Origin of the sequence: Clostridium tarantellae, from assembly GCF_009295725.1 — a bacterium.
In the GTDB taxonomy this organism is placed as follows: Bacteria; Bacillota; Clostridia; order Clostridiales; family Clostridiaceae; genus Sarcina; species Sarcina tarantellae.
This window is the reverse complement of sequence record NZ_WHJC01000024.1, coordinates 1-21,442: the sequence shown is the minus strand read 5'-3', so window position 1 is coordinate 21,442 and position 21,442 is coordinate 1. Positions and strand designations below refer to the sequence as shown.

The following is a 21,442-nucleotide window of genomic DNA, read 5'->3' as shown; positions in this document are numbered from 1 at the left end:
ACTTCATTCCGTTAATGTAGTCATTATGTGCCTTTTCGCTAATTGTTAATGTTTCTCTTTCATTCAAAATCACCACCTCTTTTCTATTTTTATAATTAAAAAAATCACTTTTTTGCACCCTTTTTTTATAGGGTGCACCCCCCCTCATGTAAGAAATTAAAATCTTTCTCTTGCCACTAGGTAACCCCGACCGTTACAGCCCTTTAAACAAGCCATTTTTTAGACATGGGGGGCTACTTACCAACGCTCTTCAGTTAGACATTTTCTCTTATTTTTGGGTGCACCCTTTTCATGAACAATATTATGGCATTTATTACATAAAGTGGTTAAATTATTAATATCCAAAGCTAACTCTGGATGCTTTTTTAATTCTTTTTTATGATGAACACATTGACCAATGGAAAACATTCCTTGCTCCTTGCATCTTTGACATTCATTATTATCTCTTAGCATAACTTTTTTTCTAACCTTAACCCAGGTATAAGATTTATAAAACTTATTAACTTCTTCATCACTTGGAATATCTTTAAACATAATAACCTCCTATGACTTCTGTCTTAATGATCCTTGAATTCTTTTATAAGCTCTTTGATTTTTTAAACATTCTTCTATATCTTCATAAGGATTAATAGTAACCTCTAACTCTTCACAATCCTTACATCTACTACATAATGGATTACTTAATAAACAACCACAAACCATATCATTCTTTTCATTCCATTTAGTAAGCATTACTAATTTTCTAACCTTAGCTTTCATTACTATCACCACCTTTCCAGGTAAAATAAAAAGAACTCTCCTTAAAATTAGAGAGTCCTTATATTTTTAAATATTTATACCCAATATATCAAATCCACTTCTTAAATATTTATCTAATGGAACCTTTTCAGTAATCATATCTATCATAATATCTTTATTATAGCCCATAGTTTTATCAATATATTTTTTTTGCTTTCTTAATATTTCTTCTGGTGAATCTAATTTATTATAATCTCTATCTCTACCTAAATACATTATTGAACAAACATTGCTTATAGATTCAAAATCTAGTGATTCTAATAATTCTTGTAATTCTTTTTCTGTAGAACTTTTTTTACTTAATTCATCTATACTATCTACATTTAAATCACTTATAATTATTCCATCACACATATCTTTTTCGTATTCTAATCTGTTTTTTTCAGCTAACTCTATTAATTTTTTAAAATTTTTAATATTATTTTGTAGCATTAATATCTCCTCCTTAAAGTAATTTTTCCAAATATAAATTCTATATATACATGTAAAATTCCTTTAATATAAAAAATTATAAACTACAAAATTCTTTTTAAAAATTATAAATATTCCTATATAGATTAATTTGACATATGTCATATTGTGTTAAACTCACTTAATCCCTTTCAAGCATTTATATAATGCACCTTAGAATAGATTTTAAAAATATCAGTTTAACATACCCTCATTATGTAAAACTATATACATAAAAAAATATTTAAATTGAAAAATCTTGTCTTGCTTTATTAAGACTGTCTTGAACTACACCTATATATTTAAGTGTTATTGATGGATCACTATGATTAAATAATTTCATTAATGTAGCAACATCTTTTGTTTTATTATAATAATGATATCCAAAGGTTTTTCTTAGTGTATGTGTTCCTAAATTTTCAACATTAAAACTTTTTGCTACTTCTCTAATTATTTGATATGCTCTTTGTCTACTTATTGGTTTATTTTTTGATTCTCTTGATTTTATTAAATACTCATCTAATGCTCTATCTTCACAATACCATTTATATTCTTTTATTAATAATTTATTTAACGCTATTATATTTTGTTTCTTAGTTTTCGTTTCTCTTATATATACATATTTTCTATTCTTAACATCTGATACTTTTAACTTTATAATATCTGATATTCTTAATCCTGAATAAACTCCTGTTATAAACATAATATAATCTCTTTCATTTATTCTTCTTAAATATTCTTGTATATCTTTCACTTTCTGTTTATCCCTTATTGGTTCTACAAAGTTCATTCATTTTTCACCTTCTTTAAAATAAAAAAGAACCTTGAATTTCTTCAAAGTTCCTTTTATGTAATCCCTCACCAAAGAGGTTATTTATTTTTTTCACTATAATAATTATACCATATTTTTTGACTAAAAATTATCATTTTTTTATCATTTTTTTATCACATTTCTATCACTTTTTTATCAGTTTTCTATCAAAATTTTATCACTTTTCTATCACTTTTTTATCATATTTTTATCACTTTTCTATCATTTTTTATATTTCTAATATATCTTTTCCATATAATCTTACTATTGCTTCAACTAACTCTAATACTCTATCCCTATCTCTATAAGCTGTTGCAATAGCTCCTGCATAGAATTTATTAGCTATATCTTTCATAGAATATTTTCTATTATATCTTAAGTCTAACATTTCATTTAATTTTGAATTTAATCCAACTTGGCATGTTAAAATTTCAGTTATACAATCAACTTTAGTTTTAATATCAAAAATTTTATTTTCAATTTCAATTACTTCAATTTTTTTTCTTTCTAATAAATTTTCTAACCTTAAATATGCTTTTTCTATTTCTACTTCTATCCCATGACTTTCATTTGAACTAGATCCAATAGAATCATAATTTTGAGCTTTAATATCTATATTAAATTCTATTTTTCCTGAATTTATTTTTTCTTTTAATTCCTTAATATTGCTATTTAAAATTTTTAATCTTATTTTTAATAACTCTAGAAATTTTTTATCTTCATAATACTTTATAATAGCTTCTTCTATTTCATTTATTTTTGTTGTATCCAAGCATTCCACTTCCTTTTCAAATAATGCTTTATGTATAATTTCCTTTAATAATCATACATAAAGCATTACATTTATTTCATTTCTATATAAACTATTTTTTCTAATATAATTACTTTTGCTTTTTTTTCATAAGCTTGTACTATTCTTATCTTTTCTTTAAAAGATTTAAATGGTATTCCTAAAATATTCATATTAACACTTCCTATAATCTAAACTATTTTATTTATATTAATGTTATTTCCTTAGTTAATTGATTAAATAGATCTTTTACTTTCACTCTATTTTTTTCTTCTAAACTACTTATTGTTTTTTGTAAAGCATTAAAATAAGATAACTTAGGATTTTTAAATACATTTGCAACTGTTTGAGTTAATATTTCACTTAATAATACTTCATTTTTTAAATTATTTTTATACATATTATCAATCATTGAAATTTTTCTCCTGTTTTTTTTGATTTATTTCATTAAGCAGTCGTGTAACTTCTTTAAAAAGATTTGCTTTTAGTTCTTTCTTTTTGTTATTCATTTAATTTATTGCTCCTTTCAAAAACTCTTATGTTTTGAATATAAACATATGTATTTTAAACTTTTTATTGATTTTATCTTTTATTAAATATTAATCTCCTTATCAAACACTGTTAAAATGCTTATTCCACAATCAAATTAATTTATAAACAAAATTTTAATACAATACTTTTTATTTTGTTATTTTCTAAATATAAAACCTTTTATCTTATTATGTATTATTTTAAAACATTTTTAAAATAAATAACATTGGTATAAAATAGCTTTTAAAATAAATAACTCTTTTTTGCTTTTAAAAACTAACTTTTTTATTATCTAACATTAAATAGCTTTTAAATTAACTTAGGTTTTAAAAACAAATTTATTTGTATTGTTTTCAGACATAAAAAATGTTATTTTATAATTAATAAAGTCTCTATATACAAGTTTTAATAAGAGTTTTAAATAAAGGAGAATTTAAAAATGGAAAACATTTTAGGACAAAGAATAAAACAATATAGAAAAGATTCTAATATTAAACAAGGGGAACTTGCAGAAAATCTTGGAGTAGGAAGAAGTACTTTAAGTCAAATAGAAAATGGTCTTATCCCTGGATCATTAGATTTTCTATACAAACTTTCAAAAGTTACTAATAAACCAATGACTTTTTGGATTGATGAAAAAAATATAGAAGAAACAGAAATTCCAGAAATGAGCTCTCTTTTAATTTTAGCAGATGCTCTACATGAAGCTGGAGTTATAAAAAAGGATGGTAGAATTCCAGAAAAATATCGTGATAAATTTATTTTACTATTACAAAAAGAATTAGAAATAAGATATTTAGAAGATGAAACAAGCTAGAAAATTAACTAGCTTGTTTTTTTGATAAGTTTAATCTTTTGTTTTATTTCACTTAATGTATTTTCTAATATTTCTATAATTTCTCTTTTTATTAATATATCGCCTTTACCCATCATAAAACCACCTAACCTAATCTTTTGTTAGAACTTACGTTCTATATTATTTTAGACTATTTTAATGAATAAGTAAACACATATTTAACTCCTCTTATTTACACAAAAAATATAATTATCCTATTGATACAAATTTTGTATTTTTTATTCATTGCTAATTAACAATATCATAAAATTAAATTGTTTTTTATAACAAATTAGAATTAACATCTTTTTAAAAATTTTAAAATAATAATTTGAAAATTTAATTTACTAAAAAGTCATAGTTTTATTTTAAATCATTTAAATTTTATCTTTTATAAAAATATATTTAATTTTTTATTTCTTAAATTAAAATGAATTTTAAAGCATTTTATATTTAAAAGGTAAATTGATACTATTATTCATCTAAAAACCTCTTAAATCTTAATTTTATTAATTTTAAGGCTACTTTATACAAAACATATACTCTATTAATTATAGAATATATATTTTTAATCATCCCAACCAAGTAATTGTTTTTCTAAAGCATCATAATCATATTCTCGTTGACTATAATTAGTAAAATTAATTGTTTTACTATTATTATTTTTATTAGAGCTTGAAGATCTATTAGTTATTTTCTTTTTATTTTCAATATCTTTATTAAATTTTGTTATTGATACTTCTAAATCAGTTATTGTTTTAATGTTTCTTTTTATAAGATTGTCCAAAGTTTTAAAGAAATAACTATGTGTTTTAGCATTATGTTCTATACAATACTCCAATATTGCTATTACAAAATCTAGACTAGTTTTTTCTATGTATATATTAATTTTAGTTTTCATATACGGTGTTAGTTTTTTTTCAAATAATTCAAAATAAATATTTGTTAATTTATTCCAATTAGATTGCGTACTACTACTACTTTTTGTAATCTCTGTTGTAATCTCTGTTGTAGTCTTTGTATTTGTCTTACATTCTATTGTAGGAGGGTGGTACATTTGATTGTAAGAGGGTGGTACATTTGATTGTATGACCCCTCCTACATTTGATTGTAATAGGGTATTTTCATTCATATCTTTTTCTATAAAAGTTTCATCTTCTATAAATCTATTAACACCTGTTATCTTCTTGATTTCAAGTATTTCTGGTTCTAAAAACATTACATTATTATAAACTATTTCTCCTATAGTAATTGTTCTAAATTCTCTATTAATTAAATTTTTTTCAATTAAAAAATCTATTGCTGCTTTTGCTTGTCTTTTAGAAATTCCAAATCTTTCACCTAAAGATTCATAACTTTTTTGAAGTTTATCAGCTTTAAATTTTTTCTTATACCCAATTACTGCTCCAGTTACTTCATCTCTCATTTCGGTAGGTCTATACCAGTAAATTATTTCAGATAAAATCATAATAGCATTCATATTAGGTTTTCCATTTTCATATTTTAAATTTTCTATCCATCCATTATCTATTACATTACCTATAATACCTAAATTTTTTATTTCCATAAGTATATTTTTCATCATAAAAAAGCTCCTTCCATATTCATAAAACAAATAAGAAAGAAGCTTACATAATAAAATACATAATTTAACTATTGACTTAATTAAATATAAAATTTATAATTAAAATAAATTCTATAAGTATGAAGCTATAGAGGGCTTCTTTCAACTCCATTGTTAGTATTGTTTTGATCGGCTTACTAATAATGGAGTTTTTGTTTTATCCTGTTTTATTTTATCTAAATTATACTATTTTATTTTTCTATTTTCAATACTAAGTATATGAATTATGTTTTATTTTTAAAACATATCTTTTATTTCTAAAAAATATTTCTTTTATATATTAAGTTTTATTGTGTAGCTATTATCAATATAAGAATTGAGTTTTCAATGGTTATATTGATAATTATATAATAATATTGAAAATACAATGCTTATAAGTTTGAAATCCAATATTAATATTATACAGAATAATATATTAATATCTACATTGGATTATACTTATAAATGCATTGGAAATCAAATGAAAATAAAATGAAAATAATAATACAAATAAATATATTGTAAAAATAAGATTAAAATATTGAAATTACAATGCATTAAAGATATAATAAAAATATAGATTGAAAACACAATATTAAAGCATTGAAAATAAATTTAATATATTTAGGAGGTATTTTTAAAATGGCAAAAACTCAAGTACAAATAATAGGATTAGATATTGGTAGAGGATATGTAAAAGGTTATTCAGAAATTAATGGATTAACTAAAGAATGTCTTTTTAAATCTGTTGTTGGAGAAGGTAGAAATTTAGATTTTAGTAATTATGAAAAGCCAATGATGATTAATTATAAAGAAGAAGATTGGTTTATAGGATTACTTGCAGAAAAAGAAAGTCAAACTTTAATTAGAAATTCAAAAGATAGTAAAGTTTCTGAAACAGTAGAAATGCTAATGGCAGCAGCTCTTTGTGAATTAGCAGTAGAAGATGAAGTTAAAATAATGTTAGGAGTTCCATATAAATCATTTAGAAAATCAGTTTTAGCAGAAATTATAGAATCTTATAAAGGTAAGATAATAAAAGTAAAAGATAAAATTAATGGTGGAATTAAAGCTATTACAATTAAAGACATTAGTATTTTTAGAGAAGGTGATTCAGCACTTTATTGGCAAGTAAGAAATAATAATTCTAATGATAAGCCAATTGGATTAGTAAGCGTTGGTTTTAGAACTACTGAATTAAGTTACTTTGAAAAAGGTTTGAAATTTAGTGATAAAAAAAGTGAAACATTAGAATTTGGTAATAGATCTGTAATGTCTAATATTAAAGATAAACTATTAGAAAAAGATATAATAAAAGATTTAAATGAAATAGATACTTCTGATGATTATAATGATTTAAAAGAAAAAGCTTATAAGATAGCTACTGAAAATATAGAACAAAACATAGAAGATAAATGGGTTAATTTAGATGAAATGGATATTTATATAGCTGGTGGAACGTCTTTAAATATGAAATTTGATAGTAGATTTAAAAGAGTTGATGATGCTCAAATGGCAACTGCTAAAGGATTATGGTTAGTTGGAACTAGAACTTTTAAATAAGAGGTGAATCAAATGAAAAAATCAAGAACTTTTAGTTTGGAAGAAGATGTATTAGAAAAAATTGAAGAATATCAAAAAGCTAAAAAGCTTTCAAGTTTAAGCTCAGCTTTAGAAAGAATAATATTAATAGAGTTACCAAAGCGAACTGATTTAGAAGAAATAAAAGATATATTAAAAAATGCTAGATTTCAAAATGTTGAAAAAGAAGATTATAAAAAAGAAGATTTTATTGAAAATGATACAATTAGTAATTCAATAAATGATTCTTTTAGTAGTATGCCAGATTAATATAAAAAAAGTGATGCTAAAATAATACTTAGTATCACTTTTTTTATATTAAGTAATACTAAGTATTTCTAAGAATTACTTTGATATTAATTTTTAGAAATGCAAGTAATACTAAGAATTACTTGGTGTTTATTGGGTAATTATTAGTATTACTTAATGATTTTATGTTTTGCAAAATATAAAACGTAAAAAAAGGTGTACCTAGGATTACAGTCAAATTTGTTTAAAATAAGTGTAAATATAGTCTGTAAACATAAATTAATTTACACTTATTTTGAAATGCCTAAGTATTTTTTTAACACTTTTAAGTTAACAAAAATATATAAAAACATCTAAGATAAAACATATAAATAAAAAATAATTTCTATAAAAATATTTTTTAAAAAAATTAATAAAAAAAATAAAAATAATTTTTAAAATATTTTTTTATTTTGAAAAAGATATAAGTATATAGGTGCTGCTATTTTTTAGCTTAAAAAAACAGATCATCTAAAAAGAATATAAATTTTTATAAAAATTTATAGCCCCCTAAAAGAATAAAGTGCCTTTATATGTACCCCTATCGGTCGGGTTATTCTAGTGGCAAGAGAGAAATTTTGACTTTTCACGTGAGAGGGGGGGGTGCACCCTCAAAAAAAAAGGGTGCAAAACAGAAAAAAATAAGTTTCAAAAGCAGAATTTAACACGAAACAAAAAAAGCTTTAAACATAGACAATAACTATATTAAAAGCATTTAACATATATTAATTTCTATTGATATAAAAAACTTGGGAAATATAAGAATAAAAGACACAAATTGCACCCCAAAAAGGGTGCAAAAACAAAAAGGGTGCATTAAAAAGGGTGCAGTAAAGATAAATCTAATATGTTTTAACTAAAATATTGATATAATGGAAAAACAAGTGTATAATTAAAATTGTCTACGACACAAAAGGACTACAAAGTTAATTGTAGATAAATAAGAGGTGAAGAAATGGAACTAGAGAAAAATTGTCTTGTAAGAAAAAATAGAAATAAAGAAATTAGAGTTAGATTTACTGAAGATGAAAAAAAACAAATCAATGAACTAGCTAAAAATAAAGGAATGACAGCAAGTGATTATATAAGATATTGTATTACATTAGATGTTGATAAAACTAATTAATATCTAAAATTTAAACATAAAAAAAAGTCCATATTTGCAGTATGGACAGTGAAACACATAAATAAGATTTAAAATACCCTTTAGCACTAGGAATACTTTATATTAACAACCTTATTTATACTAATTATAGCATATTTAAATTTAAAACTTTATATTAATTTTTTCAAAAATATATCAAAAATAAATATAATATAAGTTTATCTTTTATTAGCAAAAAAGTAAACAGTTTTAAAGAAAAACAAAGATATAATTAACAATTTAATATAAATAAGAGCAAAAAAGATTTAATTTAATAATATAAGGTATTTCTATTGAATTCACAAGAATTTGGAGGAATACAAGTAATGATAACAAGTGTAAAAGAATTTAATAATAATATAAATATAGAAGAAGTAATTTATAAATTGCATGGAATAACAATAGATAAAACAGGAGATTTAATTTGTCCTATACATGGGACAAGTCATAAAAAGAAGAAATTTAATTCTAGTATTGATAGGCAAAAGAATATTTTTAGATGTTGGACTAAAAACTGTACTAATGGAGCAGTAACACCTTATGGTTATATAGATTATTATTTAAGAAATTTTATGGGAATGACTGATTTTAAAGAAGTATATAAATTCATAGATGATACTTTTAAAACAAATTTACATAAAGAATTTAATTATGAGCCTAAGAAAAAGAATACATTTTCTAAAGTTATTAAAGTAAATGAATATTGTAGTGAAGTTTTAAATGTGGTTTTAGATGAAGTTATTCAACATAAAAATATATTGTTAAATGCAGGAACTGGAACAGGAAAAACAAGGGCATTAGCTGAAGGAGTTAAAGAGAATTTTAAGAATTTAGGAATTGACAAGGTTATATATATAACACCTAGAGCCTCCATAGTAGAGGAAATAGAACACACATATAAATACAAAGGGTTTTATAAAAATGATAGTGTATTACCTTGTGAAAGCCATATTGTTGCAACTTCACATAAAGCCCCTTTAATTAATTTACAAATGGATATAGAATATATTAATTTTATGAGTGAAAATAGAGAAATTATTTTAGATAAATCAACAAATTATATGTTAATAATAGATGAGGCACATTTATTATTATCAGCTAGAAATATTATAGGAAATGTAAAAGAAATAGAAAAATTAATTGCTAATGCTAAATACAATATATTTACAAGTGCTAATACGGAACATTTTTATAATGCTTGTAAAGATGTATATAACATTAAAAATCATATTAGTATTGAGCGTAAATTAAAAAAATATAACTTAGAAAATTTATATGTAAAAAGAATTGATAGTAACAAAGAAGTTAAAAGAAAGTATTTAAAAGAACTTTGTAAAACTGAAAAAAATAAAAAACTTATTATTTATAATAATATCTATGAATTAAAGATATTAGAAAAAGAATTAAAAAGTGAAGGGTTAGACGTTGCTTTAATATATTCAGACATAAAAGATAATAATGATACAATAGACTTTTATAAAGGGATAATTGAAGAAAGCACTTTGAAAGCTGATATAACTTTATGTACAAGCGTAATTGATACAGGCATAAATATAAATGATAATAATGTAACTACTATTTTAATTGAAAGCAATAACACTTTAGATGATATTACAATAAATCAAAGTTTTGCAAGAGTTAGAACTACAAAAGGGAATAAAGGTTATTTAATATTAGATACAATAAAAAATAAAACTGAAAAACATAGTATTATATCTAAGTTTAATTCTTTTTTACATAGTTATATGAGTTTATCAAAATTAACTTGTGATATGTTTAATGAGCATATGTTTAATAATTATGATAGTGAAAGTTTTGAGGAATATAAAACAGTTTGGAATATATTAAGTGGTAATGATATGTATAAACCTTATGCAGATTTATTGAAAATTGAAACAGATCAATTTAATATAAACCCTAGAATGACTATTGATTCTATTAAAGTTTATAATAAAGCTAGAAAACAACACTTGCAAAACAATTATTATAATGATAATTTTATTCTAAGTTTATTAGATGATATTAATGCAAAAAGCATAAATTTATCTTATGTTGAAATTGACAAACCAAAGGAAAAAGAAGAAAAAGAAGATGTTAAAAACTTTAATAATGATTTAAAAAAAATTATTGATAATAATGATAATATTGTTTTATTAATAAATAAATACAATTTTAATATTAACTTTGAAAGTTTAAACAATACAGATATAAATAATTTGATTAAAAATCATAGAAGCAAATTAAAAAAATTAGATAAAAGAGTATCTAATATGATTAAATTAATTGACAATAAAAATATTGAAGTATCAAAAGCTGAATATATAATTGACATGTACAATGCTTATTCTTTAGAAAAAGCATTGTTAATAAAAAAGCGTGTAAATGAAATAGAATATCCTATATATAATAAATTGTATTTAAATGGTGATTTTACTGGAATAGGCGATATTATTTATATTTCAATTAGAAAGAATTGTGATTGTTTTATAAAGAATAGAAATATAGTTACGAAAACAGCTATTAATACTATCTTAGCTGAAATAATCAATTATGAAAAAGGTTATTGGAATAATGAAGAAAAATGTTGGTATGATAAAAATGATAAGCCAGTAAAGATTAATAAATATAAAAAAGATATTATTAAAAATATAGAATTGATTTATGATTGTTCTAAAGAATTTAAAATATATAAATTAAAATAAAAAAATAGCCTTAGAATTGATTTTCTAGGGCTATTTTATATAGAAAAATACTATAAAACTATCAAAAAAAGTTCACCCAAAAACATAGATTTTTTACTCATTTTTGGGTGAAATTAAAAAGTGCTTACAACATAGTATCTATAAAGCTTTAAGCCTATTTTACACTATGAAAAAACGTGTTATTTTTTGCTTAATATAATATAAAAAAATAATTTAGTAGAAATTTTAATGAGAAATAATAATTTTTAGATTTGATATTTCATATAAAAACATAATATTTCCTTAGTTTAATTTTAAATACCAAAGGTAATAAGTGTTTTAATATTGATAGTATAATATATTTTTTTATCCTACTAAAATATTTTATAGGAGCAACTTATATTTCATTGTATAGCTTTATAAATAGAATAATATTTAGCTGAATATAAAAATATATAAGTGTTAAATAATACCTTAGAATTGATTTTCTAGGGCTATTTTATATAGAAAAATACTATAAAACTATCAAAAAAAGTTCACCCAAAAACATAGATTTTTTACTCATTTTTGGGTGAAATTAAAAAGTGCTTACAACATAGTATCTATAAAGCTTTAAGCCTATTTTACACTATGAAAAAACGTGTTATTTTTTGCTTAATATAATATAAAAAAATAATTTAGTAGAAATTTTAATTGGAAATTAGAAAGTTTACAACGTCAGTAGTATTTAAATTTAAAATATTTGATACTTTTTTTATTTTATCTATATTAAATGAGTTGATTTTTTTATTTTCTAAATTTGAAATATAACTTTGACTTACTAATAATCTTATTGCAAGTTGTTTTTGAGTTAAATTTTTATTTATTCTAGCTTTTTTTATCATAATAAACCCTTATATGCAAAATATTAAAACAATTTAATTTAATTTTAATTAATGTCATAAATTATTCCAAATATATTATATTATAAATTAATTTGTCGTAAATATATCAGCATAAAATATTATGTATGCTAAAATTTAAATATAACTTGCAAGTGATTAATTTAATATATTTAGGAGATTTTACTAATGAAAAATATTGATTTATTAAAAAAAGATATAATTAGAGTTATAGAAAGTATTGATAATTACGACAAGTTATTAATAATAAAATGTTTTATAGATAGTTTTGTGAAAAAGAATAGAAATAATAAAAAATAGGATAATTTTTATCCTATTTTTTTATTTTTTATGTAATTGTTCAATTATTTTTTTTACAACATTTCTTTCTGAATCTGATAATTTAGCAAAAGTAAGAAAAACTCTTTTTAAAAACTCATCATCATTTGCTAATACTTCACCCATTAATGCTGCTATTTCAGTATTAGCCGATAATGATAAATCTATATACATATTTCCTTTGCCAGTTTCAAACCATTCTTGTGATACATTAAATTCTTTACAAATTTGATAGATCATTCTTTCAGTTATTGTTCTTGTCCCAAGTTCTAACCTTGAAATTGTTGTTACAGACACTTTTAATTTTTCAGCCATTTCAGCTTGTGTTAATCCTAAATCTTCTCTTAATTTTCTTAAATTTTCTTTCATAGTATTACCTCCACGATTATTTGTATAATATAATATAAAGTTTCCTTTGTCAATTACCACAAGAATATTATGTATTGACAACGGAAAATAAAAGATGTAATATAAAACCATAGGATTGAGAAATATATCCAAAGTACTTAAAAATGATTTGCCAAAGTCAAAGCATTAGGAGGAAGCAATGCAAAATAAAGAGATTGAATTAAAAGAAATGATTGGAAAATTTAAAGAACTTTCAGAAAAACAACAAGGTTATATAATGGCAATTTTAGAGTTTATACCAATAGTTAAAAACCAAAATAGTTTATTAAATCAATTAGTACAAGATATACATATTTAATAAGTGGATTAAAAAATAAATATTTTAGATTGGTATTATATGAAAAATAATAATGAAATATTGAACGTAATTTTAATGGAAACGATTAATAATGTATTTAATAAACAAAATTTATCTTATGCAGAGGCATTACAACAAGCTATAAGCAATTTAGAGAAAGATAACAATGTAAACTTAAAAGAATTTTTTAAACTTGTTACATCTTAAAAATACATGTAAATATGATTATTGTAATCTTTAAAACATTGTAATAATCATATTTATATTTAATGAAATTGTTAAATATAAATTTAGGAGTATTATTATGACTATTTTAGGAATACCATTTAAGACTTTTAAAGAAAAAATAAAAATTGTACAAGCATATGATAAAAAAGCAAAAGTAATTATTTTAGAAAAGGTAATTTATATAGAAATGAAATAATAGGGAGTAGGTAAAGTGGTTAATACTAAATCAAAGGAAGTTAATAATAAATTTAAAGAAATAGAAGATAAGATAATAGAATATTATGAGCATAAAAAAATATTTCAAATGTTAAAAATGAAATTAAAGACTTTAAATCATGACATAGAGAATTTAAAAGAAAGAATAAAGACTGGCAGAATAGAATTAAATACTGATTTAAGTTGTCAGAGATATGATAAAAATGGTTCAAGTTCTAACACTCCAAAAGGAATAGAGGAAGAAATAGAACACGCTTATTATAGATTAGAAAAGCTTTTAGAGAATAAAATAGTTGAGGCAATAGAAACAGAAAATAAAATATATGATATTAATTCAAGTCTTACTTTTATTACTGAAGGATTAGAAGAATTAAAGAGTAAAAATTCTATACATAAAGAAGTTTTAGAAATGAAATACAATGAAAAATATTCTATGAAATATATAGCAAATAAATTTTATTATGGTGCAACTTCAACAGCTTACAGAGATTTAAAAAGAATATTATTAGAAGTTGAAACTATATTCATATAAAGCATTTAAAGGAGCGTTAAAAATGAATAATGATAAAGCACTAGGAAAGAAAACAAAAAAGGAATATATGAGGGAATACATGAGGCAATATAGAAAAAATAACAAAGAAAAAATTAAAGAGATTAATGAAAGATATTGGATAAATAGAGCGAGAAAAGATGGTGTACTGTTAGAATTAAACTAAAAATTGACTAATATATTTAAAATACACTAGAAAGCCTTTTAAAAAGACTTATATATTATAAATAAAAATATATGATAAATAAATTAAATCTTAAAATAGACAGGCTATAATTAAAAATAAAGATATATAAAAATAAATTATATATAGAACTATTTAATAAATTAGGTGTATCAGAAAATCAAGAAATTTAAAGGTGATAAATCTATATATTAAATAGTTTTTTTTGTTCAAAAATAAAATGGAAATTTTGAATTGGTAATTGAAAAAATGTGTTATTAATTGAGAATAATTAAAGTTTATAGATTTAAAAAGAAAGTAAGAGAAAATATAAGAAAAATAAATATTAATTACTATAAAAGAAAAGTTACAAAATTTTATACAAGTGTAGCCTAATATTAAAAAAGAGGTGATATATATTAAAGATTTTTTAAATAAAGAACTTGAAAAAGGATTAAATAAAAAAACAGTAAATAAGTATGCTAGTGATCTTAAACAGTTTTGTAATTTTATAAAATTCAAAGAAGATATTGATATAAAAAATTTAGATCATTCAGTTATACAGAAAAATCTTAATATGTATATAAGCTATTTAGAAAAACAAAATTATAAACCATCTACTATCAATGGAAAAATTATTATTATAAATAAATATTTTAAATTTCTTGAAATAGATTGTTATGGCAAATGTGTAAAGATCCAAAAGAAAATATATATAGATAATGTTATTACAGAAGGAGAATATAAAAGACTATTAGACCAATGTAGAAATAATTATAGAGATAAGGCTATTATAATGACATTAGCTAATACAGGATTAAGAGTTTCGGAGTTACTTAGCTTGAAAATTGATGATGTTAAAAAAATAAATGTATTTGTTAAGGGTAAAGGTGGAAAATACAGAGAAGTATTTTTATCTAATCAATTAAAAAATATTTTAAAGGAATATATAAAAGAATATAGATTAAATACAGATAATACCCTATTATTCACAGGATACAGAGGACCATTAAAAAGACAAGCCATAAATCAAATGTTATCAAAATACGCTAAGAAAGGGCATATAAGCAAAAATAAAGCACATCCACACTCATTACGTCATTTATTCGGAAAAAGACTTGCAGAGAGTGGCGTGAGTTTAGATTTAATACAAACCTATTTAGGACATGAAAATATATCTACCACTGCTATATATACCAAAAGAACTAAAGAAGAATTAGAAAGAACTTTAGAATATAATTTTATTTAAAAAGGATTTTTAATTTATAAAGCTAATATATATATTGTTATTTTCTTACAAGTTAACATTTAGTATATTGTTATAATGTATGATATTAAAAAAATATATGTTATATCGTAAGAAAGTAACATAACGTTATTTAGTTAGAAAATAACGTTATGTTATATTGTAAGATGTTAACACAATGTTATTTTGTAACAAGTTAACACATTGAGGAGGTAAACCTATGGAGAAGAATTTAAAGGAGTTGTTAGATAATTATTATTTAATACCTAAAAATTCAATAAGCTTTGAAGATAAAGTATATTGTTCCAATGATACTTTTGAAGAACTTTTAAATGACTTTAGTGTAAATGAAGCTTATGAAGAAGAAACGGACTTGAAAAATATGTGTATAGTACCTAGAAAAACAGGTAAAAAGCTTTCACATAAAGAGGTTGAACAAATAAAAAAAGATACTAGATCTTATAGGGTAATAGCTAAAGATCTTAATATAAGTATTTGTGTTATTAGCAAGATTAAAAATAATAAATATTAAACTACTATAAATAAAAAGATAGGAATATACTTATGAAAAATTTAACTAAATTACAGAAATTAAATATTTTTTTGATTGCTTGTTTTTTATTTATTAGTATACTTGGTTTTATTAAAAATAATAATTTATTGGGATTTATATATTTAACATTAGCATGTACTTTTATCTCTTTAACTTTTCCAGAAAAAAAGAAGAAATAAAGTAATACTAATTTATAAAAAAGAAAACAAAAAGCCTTTAAATAAGACTTTTTTTGTTTAATTATTTATTTTTTTCAATAAATATTGAACATGCTTTTAATATAATAGATAATGCTTTACAACTAAAATAAATAAGTATTAATAATAAAACAGGCTTTATTATTAATAAAGCAGTATGGATTATCAAAGTATAGACATTAACAATTGATGAATTTAAATTGAAAATTTTCATTAAAGATTCAAACAATAGTATTAATACATATGAAAGACCACTTACCATAATTCCTTTAGTAATATTATTATCCATAAATAACCTCCATCTTTAAATTAAAAATAAACTTGTAAAAATATAATACTATAAAATATATGGAGAATTAATTATGAGTATTTTAAAAATATAATTTGTGAGATAAATATATAATTTTTAAAGTAACACTTTAATGTTATTAAAGGTATACCTTAAAAAACATTAAAGTACTACTAAAGTAATTCTAAGTAGTGCTTTATAATATTATAGCTTTATATTGTAAAGCCTTTTCTATAACTTCTTCATCAGAAAGATCTGTCAAAAATATTAAGTCACAAATTTCAGGGTCTAAAACATTTTGTTCAATAATAATTAATTTTTCATCTAATAATTCACTAGTTTCACCTTGTTTAGGATATCTAATTTGATTAACTAATTTAACTAATTCTTTTTTAGTAAGTTTTTTATTCATAAAATTTCACATTCCTTAACTAGTATTTTTCATTTATTTTAGCTTAATATTTATTATTTTTAATTTTACTAATAATACAAATACTTATGTTAATATCATACATCATAACAATATATGTTGTTAACTTGTAAGAATATAACGTTAAATATATTATTAGCTCTAAATATTTTAAATCCTTTTTAAATAAAATTATTCTAATTCTTTTTTTGATAAATATAAAATGTCTCATTAAACTATATAATCTAATGAGACATTTTTGTTTGCTAATTTAAGCTATTTAAGAAATGTTTTATTTGATTTTAATGTGTCTCATAAAACTAATATTTAATAATACTTACCACCATACTAAATATTTATATTAAAAAACTATTTTATAATTTACAATATATTGGTTTATTCTATTAACATTCTTCAACATTATCTGTATCTGTATTGCTACTTTTTCTTGATATAATTGCTATTGCAAGTGTTGCTACGGCACCACCTATATTCATAATTAATTTTTTTGTATTTTCATTTTTAGATTGATGGTAATTGCAAAATTTTTTACCATCTAATGCTTCATTTTGACAATTTTTTTTACTACAAGTTATTTTCAAATTTTAATACCCTCTTTCATAAATTCTGTCATATCATATTCTATTATTAATTCATTTTTATATTCTTTCTTCCCTAATAATGTATATTGCCACTCATTACTATCATTTTTAGGTGCAAGCCAATTTGAAATATTTATTTCTTGCAACTTAATATCCATTTCAATTAAATCTTCTATAATTTGGTTTATTTTATATTCATGCATTCCTTGACTTGTTTTTAAATTTATTAATAATGATTTTGCACGATTAAAATATAAATAATCCTCACAAATTTTATTGAATTTTCTATTTATATTCCATGTTGAAAATTTTACACTTACAATATTCTTTTCAATAAAACTTCTTTTTTCCCATTCATTAAAAAATTCAATTCCATCATTAATTTCTTTACTTAAAACTTCTATTACTTCATTTAATTTTGATTGAGCCAAACTTTGCAAATTATTTTTTATATCTAAATTATCTTCTAATAAAGATTGTTTAATATCATTTTTAGCGCCATCTACTTTTGCATAACGATCATTCTTTTGCCCTTTTTCTATATCTTCAACAACAATCATTATACATTCTAATTGATCTTTAATAGCATCTAATTTTTGTTCAAGCACATATTCTCCTAATTTATTTATATCTGTATTATTTAAATCTTCTTTTACCTCCTCTAACCTAATTTGCTTAACTATTTTATTTTTATCATCTACAATATTAGGTAATATCTCTCCTGTTTTGCTCTTCATTAAGTTTAGCTCTCCATTTTTCATAGCTTCTAAAAACTCTTGTGGAATACGAACTTTTAACTTTTTTCCTATTTCTTTATTTTTTTCATTTGATATTTTTATATATTCTAAAATAGATTTACTAAATATTCTCTTTAAATTTTCAATATTTTCATTTTTTATTCCTCTATTCATCTACCAATACCTCATCTATTTGATTAATATATTATAGAAAGCACAGCCATATATGTAAAAACAATAACTTATTGTAAATAATTTTAAAATACATAATAAATACTTATATTTATAACTATTAACATAAAATGATTGGTTTTTACATATATGGCTGTATCCTCTTATTAATTATAATATCAGATTTCTTAATAATTAAAACATAGTATATTTCAAGATTTAATGAACTAAATTCCGTTTTGTTTTATCAAAATTATATATATAATTACTACACTTTTTAATTTCAACTATTATTTTATTTATATTTTTTAAATATATCTACTTTTATATTTTATTTTTATATTACAATCATTTCTTGAAACTTTTATATTATTACTTCCTATCTTTAATCTTGGAAACTCCCAAAGGTCTGCATCATAAAATTTATTTATTCCATCTACAGTTATAGTTCCATCTATTCCATGTAAGATTAAGGTTTTATTTTTTTCTAAGTTCTTAATTATAATAGGCTCCTCTGATAAACCTTCAATTTTTATATCTATAATATCTACTATTGGAGTAATTTCTACTATACATGATGTTTCTAAATTTCCTTTTATATTTATTGTTTTCATAGTAGTTCTATTTAAAGTTTCTTCTATAAAATCTGAAACCTCATAACTATCAAATTCTAAGTTTAATTTATATCTATCTTTTCTTATGGTTTTTTCAATATTACTATTTATTAAAAATGAAATAAATTTATTTTTATATCCATCTAAGGTTAATGTACTTTCTGCTTTTAATAAACTTATTAGGTTACTTATATTAGTCAAAATGTCTTGTCTATCATTTCCATGGAAATATAAGGTTATCTTTAAGTTTTTAAAGTATATATTGGAATCTATAAAAATTGGTTTTAAGGATTTTTTTCCCCATTCCTTTTCTAAAATAATATTACTTGGTTGAATATCTACTATTAATTGTTTTGCATTAAACTTAGAAATATCTATATTATTAATTAACATTTTTATCTCCTTCTACAGGCCATAACTAATTTATTATTAACTTTTCTATAGGTATAATTACTTATTTCTTCCCCATCTAAATAATTTTTTATTATGTAAACTTCCTGTTTATTAGTGGAGGTCTCTTTATTTTTTAATACCTTTTGTAAGCTATTAGTTACTAATTTATCTAACTTTGATAAGGGAATAACTGCTTCATGTTCTTTTCCTTCTCCCACTAATGCAAGGGTTGATTTAGTTACTATTCCACCTTCAGCAAGGGCAGGAATAGAAGGTAAATTAATTCCAAAATGCTTACCACCAACTCCTGGAACCCAAGAAGGCACATCAAAGCTTAAACCATTAACTTTAGATATAACCCAATTGATACCACTTATAGCTGCATTTATTGGAGCTTTTATTATTCCACCTAAGGCTCCAAAGATAGATTTAACTATATTTCCAAGACCACTAAATATCATATGCCAGTTTCCAGTGAATACCCCTTGTAGAAATTGAAGAACTCCATTGAAAACTCCTTTTACACCACTCCACACTGATCCAATTACTGAAAATAATTGATTTAGTGGAACTCCTAAAAGTCCAAGACTTTGGGTCCAATCTCTTGTAAATGCTCCCTTTAAGAAAGATGCAAAGGATGAAAACACTGTTTTTATTCCATTCCAAACTGCATTAACTCCATTTCTAAACCATTCACATTTATTATAAAGAATTACAAAGGTGGCACCTAAAGCAACTAATAAACCTATAATTATGGTAATTGGATTTAAACTCATAACTAAATTCAGTGCTGCTTGTGCAAGTTCCATGGCTTTAGTAGCTACAGTGGTAGCAATTAAGGCTATTTTTTGAGCTATTAACTTAGCAGTATTAAAAGCAATTTTTGCTCCTGCAATAGTTAATTGAACTATCATTTTTGCAAGACTTAAAGTAAATCTTCCCACTGCTTTAGCTCCTGTTAATAATCCTCTACCAAGGTTTTTAATTCCTTTACTTGCTAAGGATGCCCCTTTACTAATACCTTGCCATCCTATCTTACCAACTGACTTAGAAAATTTACCTACATTCTTAAATCCATTACCTATACTTTTACTAAAGTCTTTTATGGATTTAATGGATTTTCTAGTATTAGTGGGAAGATCTTTTAATACTTTTAAACTTCCTTTAACTCCCTTAGTAAATTTACCAAATCCACTTAAGGCTAAATTAGTGGCTACAAATAAAGAACCTACTCCCACCACAAATTTCTTTTGATTTTGAGATAATCCTTCAAAGCCTTTTGTTACTGTTGAAATTCCTTTTGAAGCCACTGATATAAAGGGGGCTATCACATCACCAAAACCTATTAAGGCATTTTTACCATCATTTAATGCTATCTTTAATTGGTTTCCTGTAGTGGCACTAACTTTTTTAAAGGCTGTATCTGTAGCACCAACACTATTATTCATTTGATTAAGAATATTATTAAAATCTTTACCACCATTTTCAGCTATTACAAGAGCTGCTTTTCCTGCTTCAGCACTTCCAAACATATCTGCTAAGGATTTATTATTTTTCTTAGCATAGTCATTCATACTATTTAATACATCCCCAAGGGATTTTCCACTTTTCATTAATTCAGGTAAGGTTTTTCCTG

The 21,442-nt window shown here is 22.3% G+C and carries 27 protein-coding genes; 12 read left to right on the top strand and 15 right to left on the bottom strand.

Going from position 1 to position 21,442, the window contains the following annotated elements:
* Positions 1–237 precede the first annotated feature (237 nt).
* The 6 genes from GBZ86_RS03715 to GBZ86_RS03690 form a co-directional block, all read right to left on the bottom strand.
* Complete coding sequence (locus GBZ86_RS03715) at positions 238–534, bottom strand: HNH endonuclease (protein WP_152887861.1); 297 nt, start codon at positions 532–534, stop codon at positions 238–240.
* A 9-nt stretch (positions 535–543) separates the two neighbouring features.
* Positions 544–759 (bottom strand): hypothetical protein, encoded by a 216-nt coding sequence (locus tag GBZ86_RS03710; RefSeq protein ID WP_234885112.1) that lies wholly within the window; start codon positions 757–759, stop codon positions 544–546.
* Between the two features lie 66 nt (positions 760–825).
* Positions 826–1,230 (bottom strand): DUF3775 domain-containing protein, encoded by a 405-nt coding sequence (locus GBZ86_RS03705; RefSeq protein WP_152887859.1) that lies wholly within the window; start codon positions 1,228–1,230, stop codon positions 826–828.
* A 262-nt stretch (positions 1,231–1,492) separates the two neighbouring features.
* A complete protein-coding gene (locus GBZ86_RS03700; RefSeq protein WP_152887857.1) occupies positions 1,493–2,038 on the bottom strand; it encodes a site-specific integrase in 546 nt (181 codons plus the stop codon).
* Positions 2,039–2,288: 250 nt separating this feature from the next.
* On the bottom strand, positions 2,289–2,831 hold the full coding sequence (locus tag GBZ86_RS03695; RefSeq protein ID WP_152887855.1) for a hypothetical protein: 543 nt from the start codon (positions 2,829–2,831) through the stop codon (positions 2,289–2,291).
* 223 nt (positions 2,832–3,054) lie between these two features.
* On the bottom strand, positions 3,055–3,261 hold the full coding sequence (locus tag GBZ86_RS03690) for a hypothetical protein (RefSeq protein ID WP_152887853.1): 207 nt from the start codon (positions 3,259–3,261) through the stop codon (positions 3,055–3,057).
* A gap of 558 nt (positions 3,262–3,819) precedes the next feature.
* On the opposite strand from GBZ86_RS03690, the gene GBZ86_RS03685 reads away from it, so the two are divergent.
* Positions 3,820–4,197 carry a helix-turn-helix transcriptional regulator gene (locus tag GBZ86_RS03685; RefSeq protein WP_152887852.1) on the top strand — a complete coding sequence of 126 codons (378 nt, stop codon included), beginning with the start codon at positions 3,820–3,822 and terminating at the stop codon, positions 4,195–4,197.
* Positions 4,198–4,783: 586 nt separating this feature from the next.
* Here the strand turns inward: GBZ86_RS03685 and GBZ86_RS03680 are convergent.
* Complete coding sequence (locus GBZ86_RS03680; protein ID WP_152887850.1) at positions 4,784–5,800, bottom strand: DnaD domain-containing protein; 1,017 nt, start codon at positions 5,798–5,800, stop codon at positions 4,784–4,786.
* A gap of 660 nt (positions 5,801–6,460) precedes the next feature.
* Between GBZ86_RS03680 and GBZ86_RS03675 the strand changes: the two genes are divergently transcribed.
* The 4 genes from GBZ86_RS03675 (at position 6,461) to GBZ86_RS03665 (ending at position 11,533) form a co-directional block, all read left to right on the top strand.
* Complete coding sequence (locus tag GBZ86_RS03675) at positions 6,461–7,381, top strand: ParM/StbA family protein (RefSeq protein ID WP_152887848.1); 921 nt, start codon at positions 6,461–6,463, stop codon at positions 7,379–7,381.
* A 12-nt stretch (positions 7,382–7,393) separates the two neighbouring features.
* Positions 7,394–7,669, top strand: a complete 276-nt coding sequence (locus tag GBZ86_RS03670) for a hypothetical protein (protein WP_152887846.1) — start codon at positions 7,394–7,396, stop codon at positions 7,667–7,669.
* A gap of 973 nt (positions 7,670–8,642) precedes the next feature.
* Positions 8,643–8,813: a plasmid mobilization protein gene (locus GBZ86_RS16980; protein WP_170272150.1), complete on the top strand. Its 171-nt coding sequence runs from the start codon at positions 8,643–8,645 to the stop codon at positions 8,811–8,813.
* Between the two features lie 344 nt (positions 8,814–9,157).
* Positions 9,158–11,533, top strand: coding sequence for a DEAD/DEAH box helicase family protein (locus GBZ86_RS03665; RefSeq protein ID WP_152887844.1), 2,376 nt, complete (start codon positions 9,158–9,160; stop codon positions 11,531–11,533).
* Positions 11,534–12,201: 668 nt separating this feature from the next.
* On the opposite strand, the gene GBZ86_RS03660 is transcribed toward GBZ86_RS03665, so the two are convergent.
* Entirely contained in the window at positions 12,202–12,396 is a 195-nt protein-coding gene (locus GBZ86_RS03660; protein WP_152887843.1) for a helix-turn-helix domain-containing protein, read from the bottom strand.
* 186 nt (positions 12,397–12,582) lie between these two features.
* Here GBZ86_RS03660 and GBZ86_RS18390 point away from each other — a divergent pair, with 186 nt between their 5' ends.
* Positions 12,583–12,714, top strand: a complete 132-nt coding sequence (locus GBZ86_RS18390; protein WP_268817428.1) for a hypothetical protein — start codon at positions 12,583–12,585, stop codon at positions 12,712–12,714.
* A 21-nt stretch (positions 12,715–12,735) separates the two neighbouring features.
* Here GBZ86_RS18390 and GBZ86_RS03655 read toward each other — a convergent pair whose 3' ends face one another.
* The gene (locus tag GBZ86_RS03655) at positions 12,736–13,101 is read right to left on the bottom strand and encodes a helix-turn-helix domain-containing protein (protein ID WP_170272149.1); all 366 of its coding nucleotides are present in this window, start codon (positions 13,099–13,101) and stop codon (positions 12,736–12,738) included.
* 178 nt (positions 13,102–13,279) lie between these two features.
* On the opposite strand from GBZ86_RS03655, the gene GBZ86_RS16975 reads away from it, so the two are divergent.
* From GBZ86_RS16975 to GBZ86_RS03640, 6 genes are all read left to right on the top strand, one after another.
* A complete protein-coding gene (locus GBZ86_RS16975; protein ID WP_170272148.1) occupies positions 13,280–13,438 on the top strand; it encodes a hypothetical protein in 159 nt (52 codons plus the stop codon).
* Between the two features lie 39 nt (positions 13,439–13,477).
* Complete coding sequence (locus GBZ86_RS16970) at positions 13,478–13,645, top strand: hypothetical protein (protein WP_170272147.1); 168 nt, start codon at positions 13,478–13,480, stop codon at positions 13,643–13,645.
* Between the two features lie 232 nt (positions 13,646–13,877).
* Complete coding sequence (locus GBZ86_RS03650; protein ID WP_152887838.1) at positions 13,878–14,414, top strand: hypothetical protein; 537 nt, start codon at positions 13,878–13,880, stop codon at positions 14,412–14,414.
* 22 nt (positions 14,415–14,436) lie between these two features.
* Positions 14,437–14,598 carry a hypothetical protein gene (locus GBZ86_RS16965; RefSeq protein ID WP_170272146.1) on the top strand — a complete coding sequence of 54 codons (162 nt, stop codon included), beginning with the start codon at positions 14,437–14,439 and terminating at the stop codon, positions 14,596–14,598.
* 406 nt (positions 14,599–15,004) lie between these two features.
* Positions 15,005–15,844 carry a tyrosine-type recombinase/integrase gene (locus tag GBZ86_RS03645; RefSeq protein WP_327443932.1) on the top strand — a complete coding sequence of 280 codons (840 nt, stop codon included), beginning with the start codon at positions 15,005–15,007 and terminating at the stop codon, positions 15,842–15,844.
* 217 nt (positions 15,845–16,061) lie between these two features.
* Positions 16,062–16,373: a hypothetical protein gene (locus GBZ86_RS03640; RefSeq protein WP_152887836.1), complete on the top strand. Its 312-nt coding sequence runs from the start codon at positions 16,062–16,064 to the stop codon at positions 16,371–16,373.
* A 261-nt stretch (positions 16,374–16,634) separates the two neighbouring features.
* Here the strand turns inward: GBZ86_RS03640 and GBZ86_RS03635 are convergent, their stop codons facing one another.
* From GBZ86_RS03635 to GBZ86_RS03610, 6 genes are all read right to left on the bottom strand, one after another.
* On the bottom strand, positions 16,635–16,880 hold the full coding sequence (locus tag GBZ86_RS03635; RefSeq protein ID WP_152887834.1) for a hypothetical protein: 246 nt from the start codon (positions 16,878–16,880) through the stop codon (positions 16,635–16,637).
* Between the two features lie 196 nt (positions 16,881–17,076).
* The gene (locus tag GBZ86_RS03630; protein WP_152887832.1) at positions 17,077–17,292 is read right to left on the bottom strand and encodes a hypothetical protein; all 216 of its coding nucleotides are present in this window, start codon (positions 17,290–17,292) and stop codon (positions 17,077–17,079) included.
* 401 nt (positions 17,293–17,693) lie between these two features.
* Positions 17,694–17,891: a hypothetical protein gene (locus GBZ86_RS03625; protein WP_152887830.1), complete on the bottom strand. Its 198-nt coding sequence runs from the start codon at positions 17,889–17,891 to the stop codon at positions 17,694–17,696.
* Positions 17,888–18,802, bottom strand: coding sequence for a hypothetical protein (locus GBZ86_RS03620; protein WP_152887828.1), 915 nt, complete (start codon positions 18,800–18,802; stop codon positions 17,888–17,890). The genes GBZ86_RS03625 and GBZ86_RS03620 overlap by 4 nt, the downstream gene beginning before the upstream one ends.
* Positions 18,803–19,107: 305 nt before the next feature.
* Positions 19,108–19,806, bottom strand: a complete 699-nt coding sequence (locus GBZ86_RS03615) for a phage distal tail protein (RefSeq protein ID WP_152887826.1) — start codon at positions 19,804–19,806, stop codon at positions 19,108–19,110.
* A 2-nt stretch (positions 19,807–19,808) separates the two neighbouring features.
* Positions 19,809–21,442: phage tail tape measure protein (locus GBZ86_RS03610; RefSeq protein ID WP_152887824.1), on the bottom strand; the 1,634-nt coding region annotated here is incomplete at its 5' end.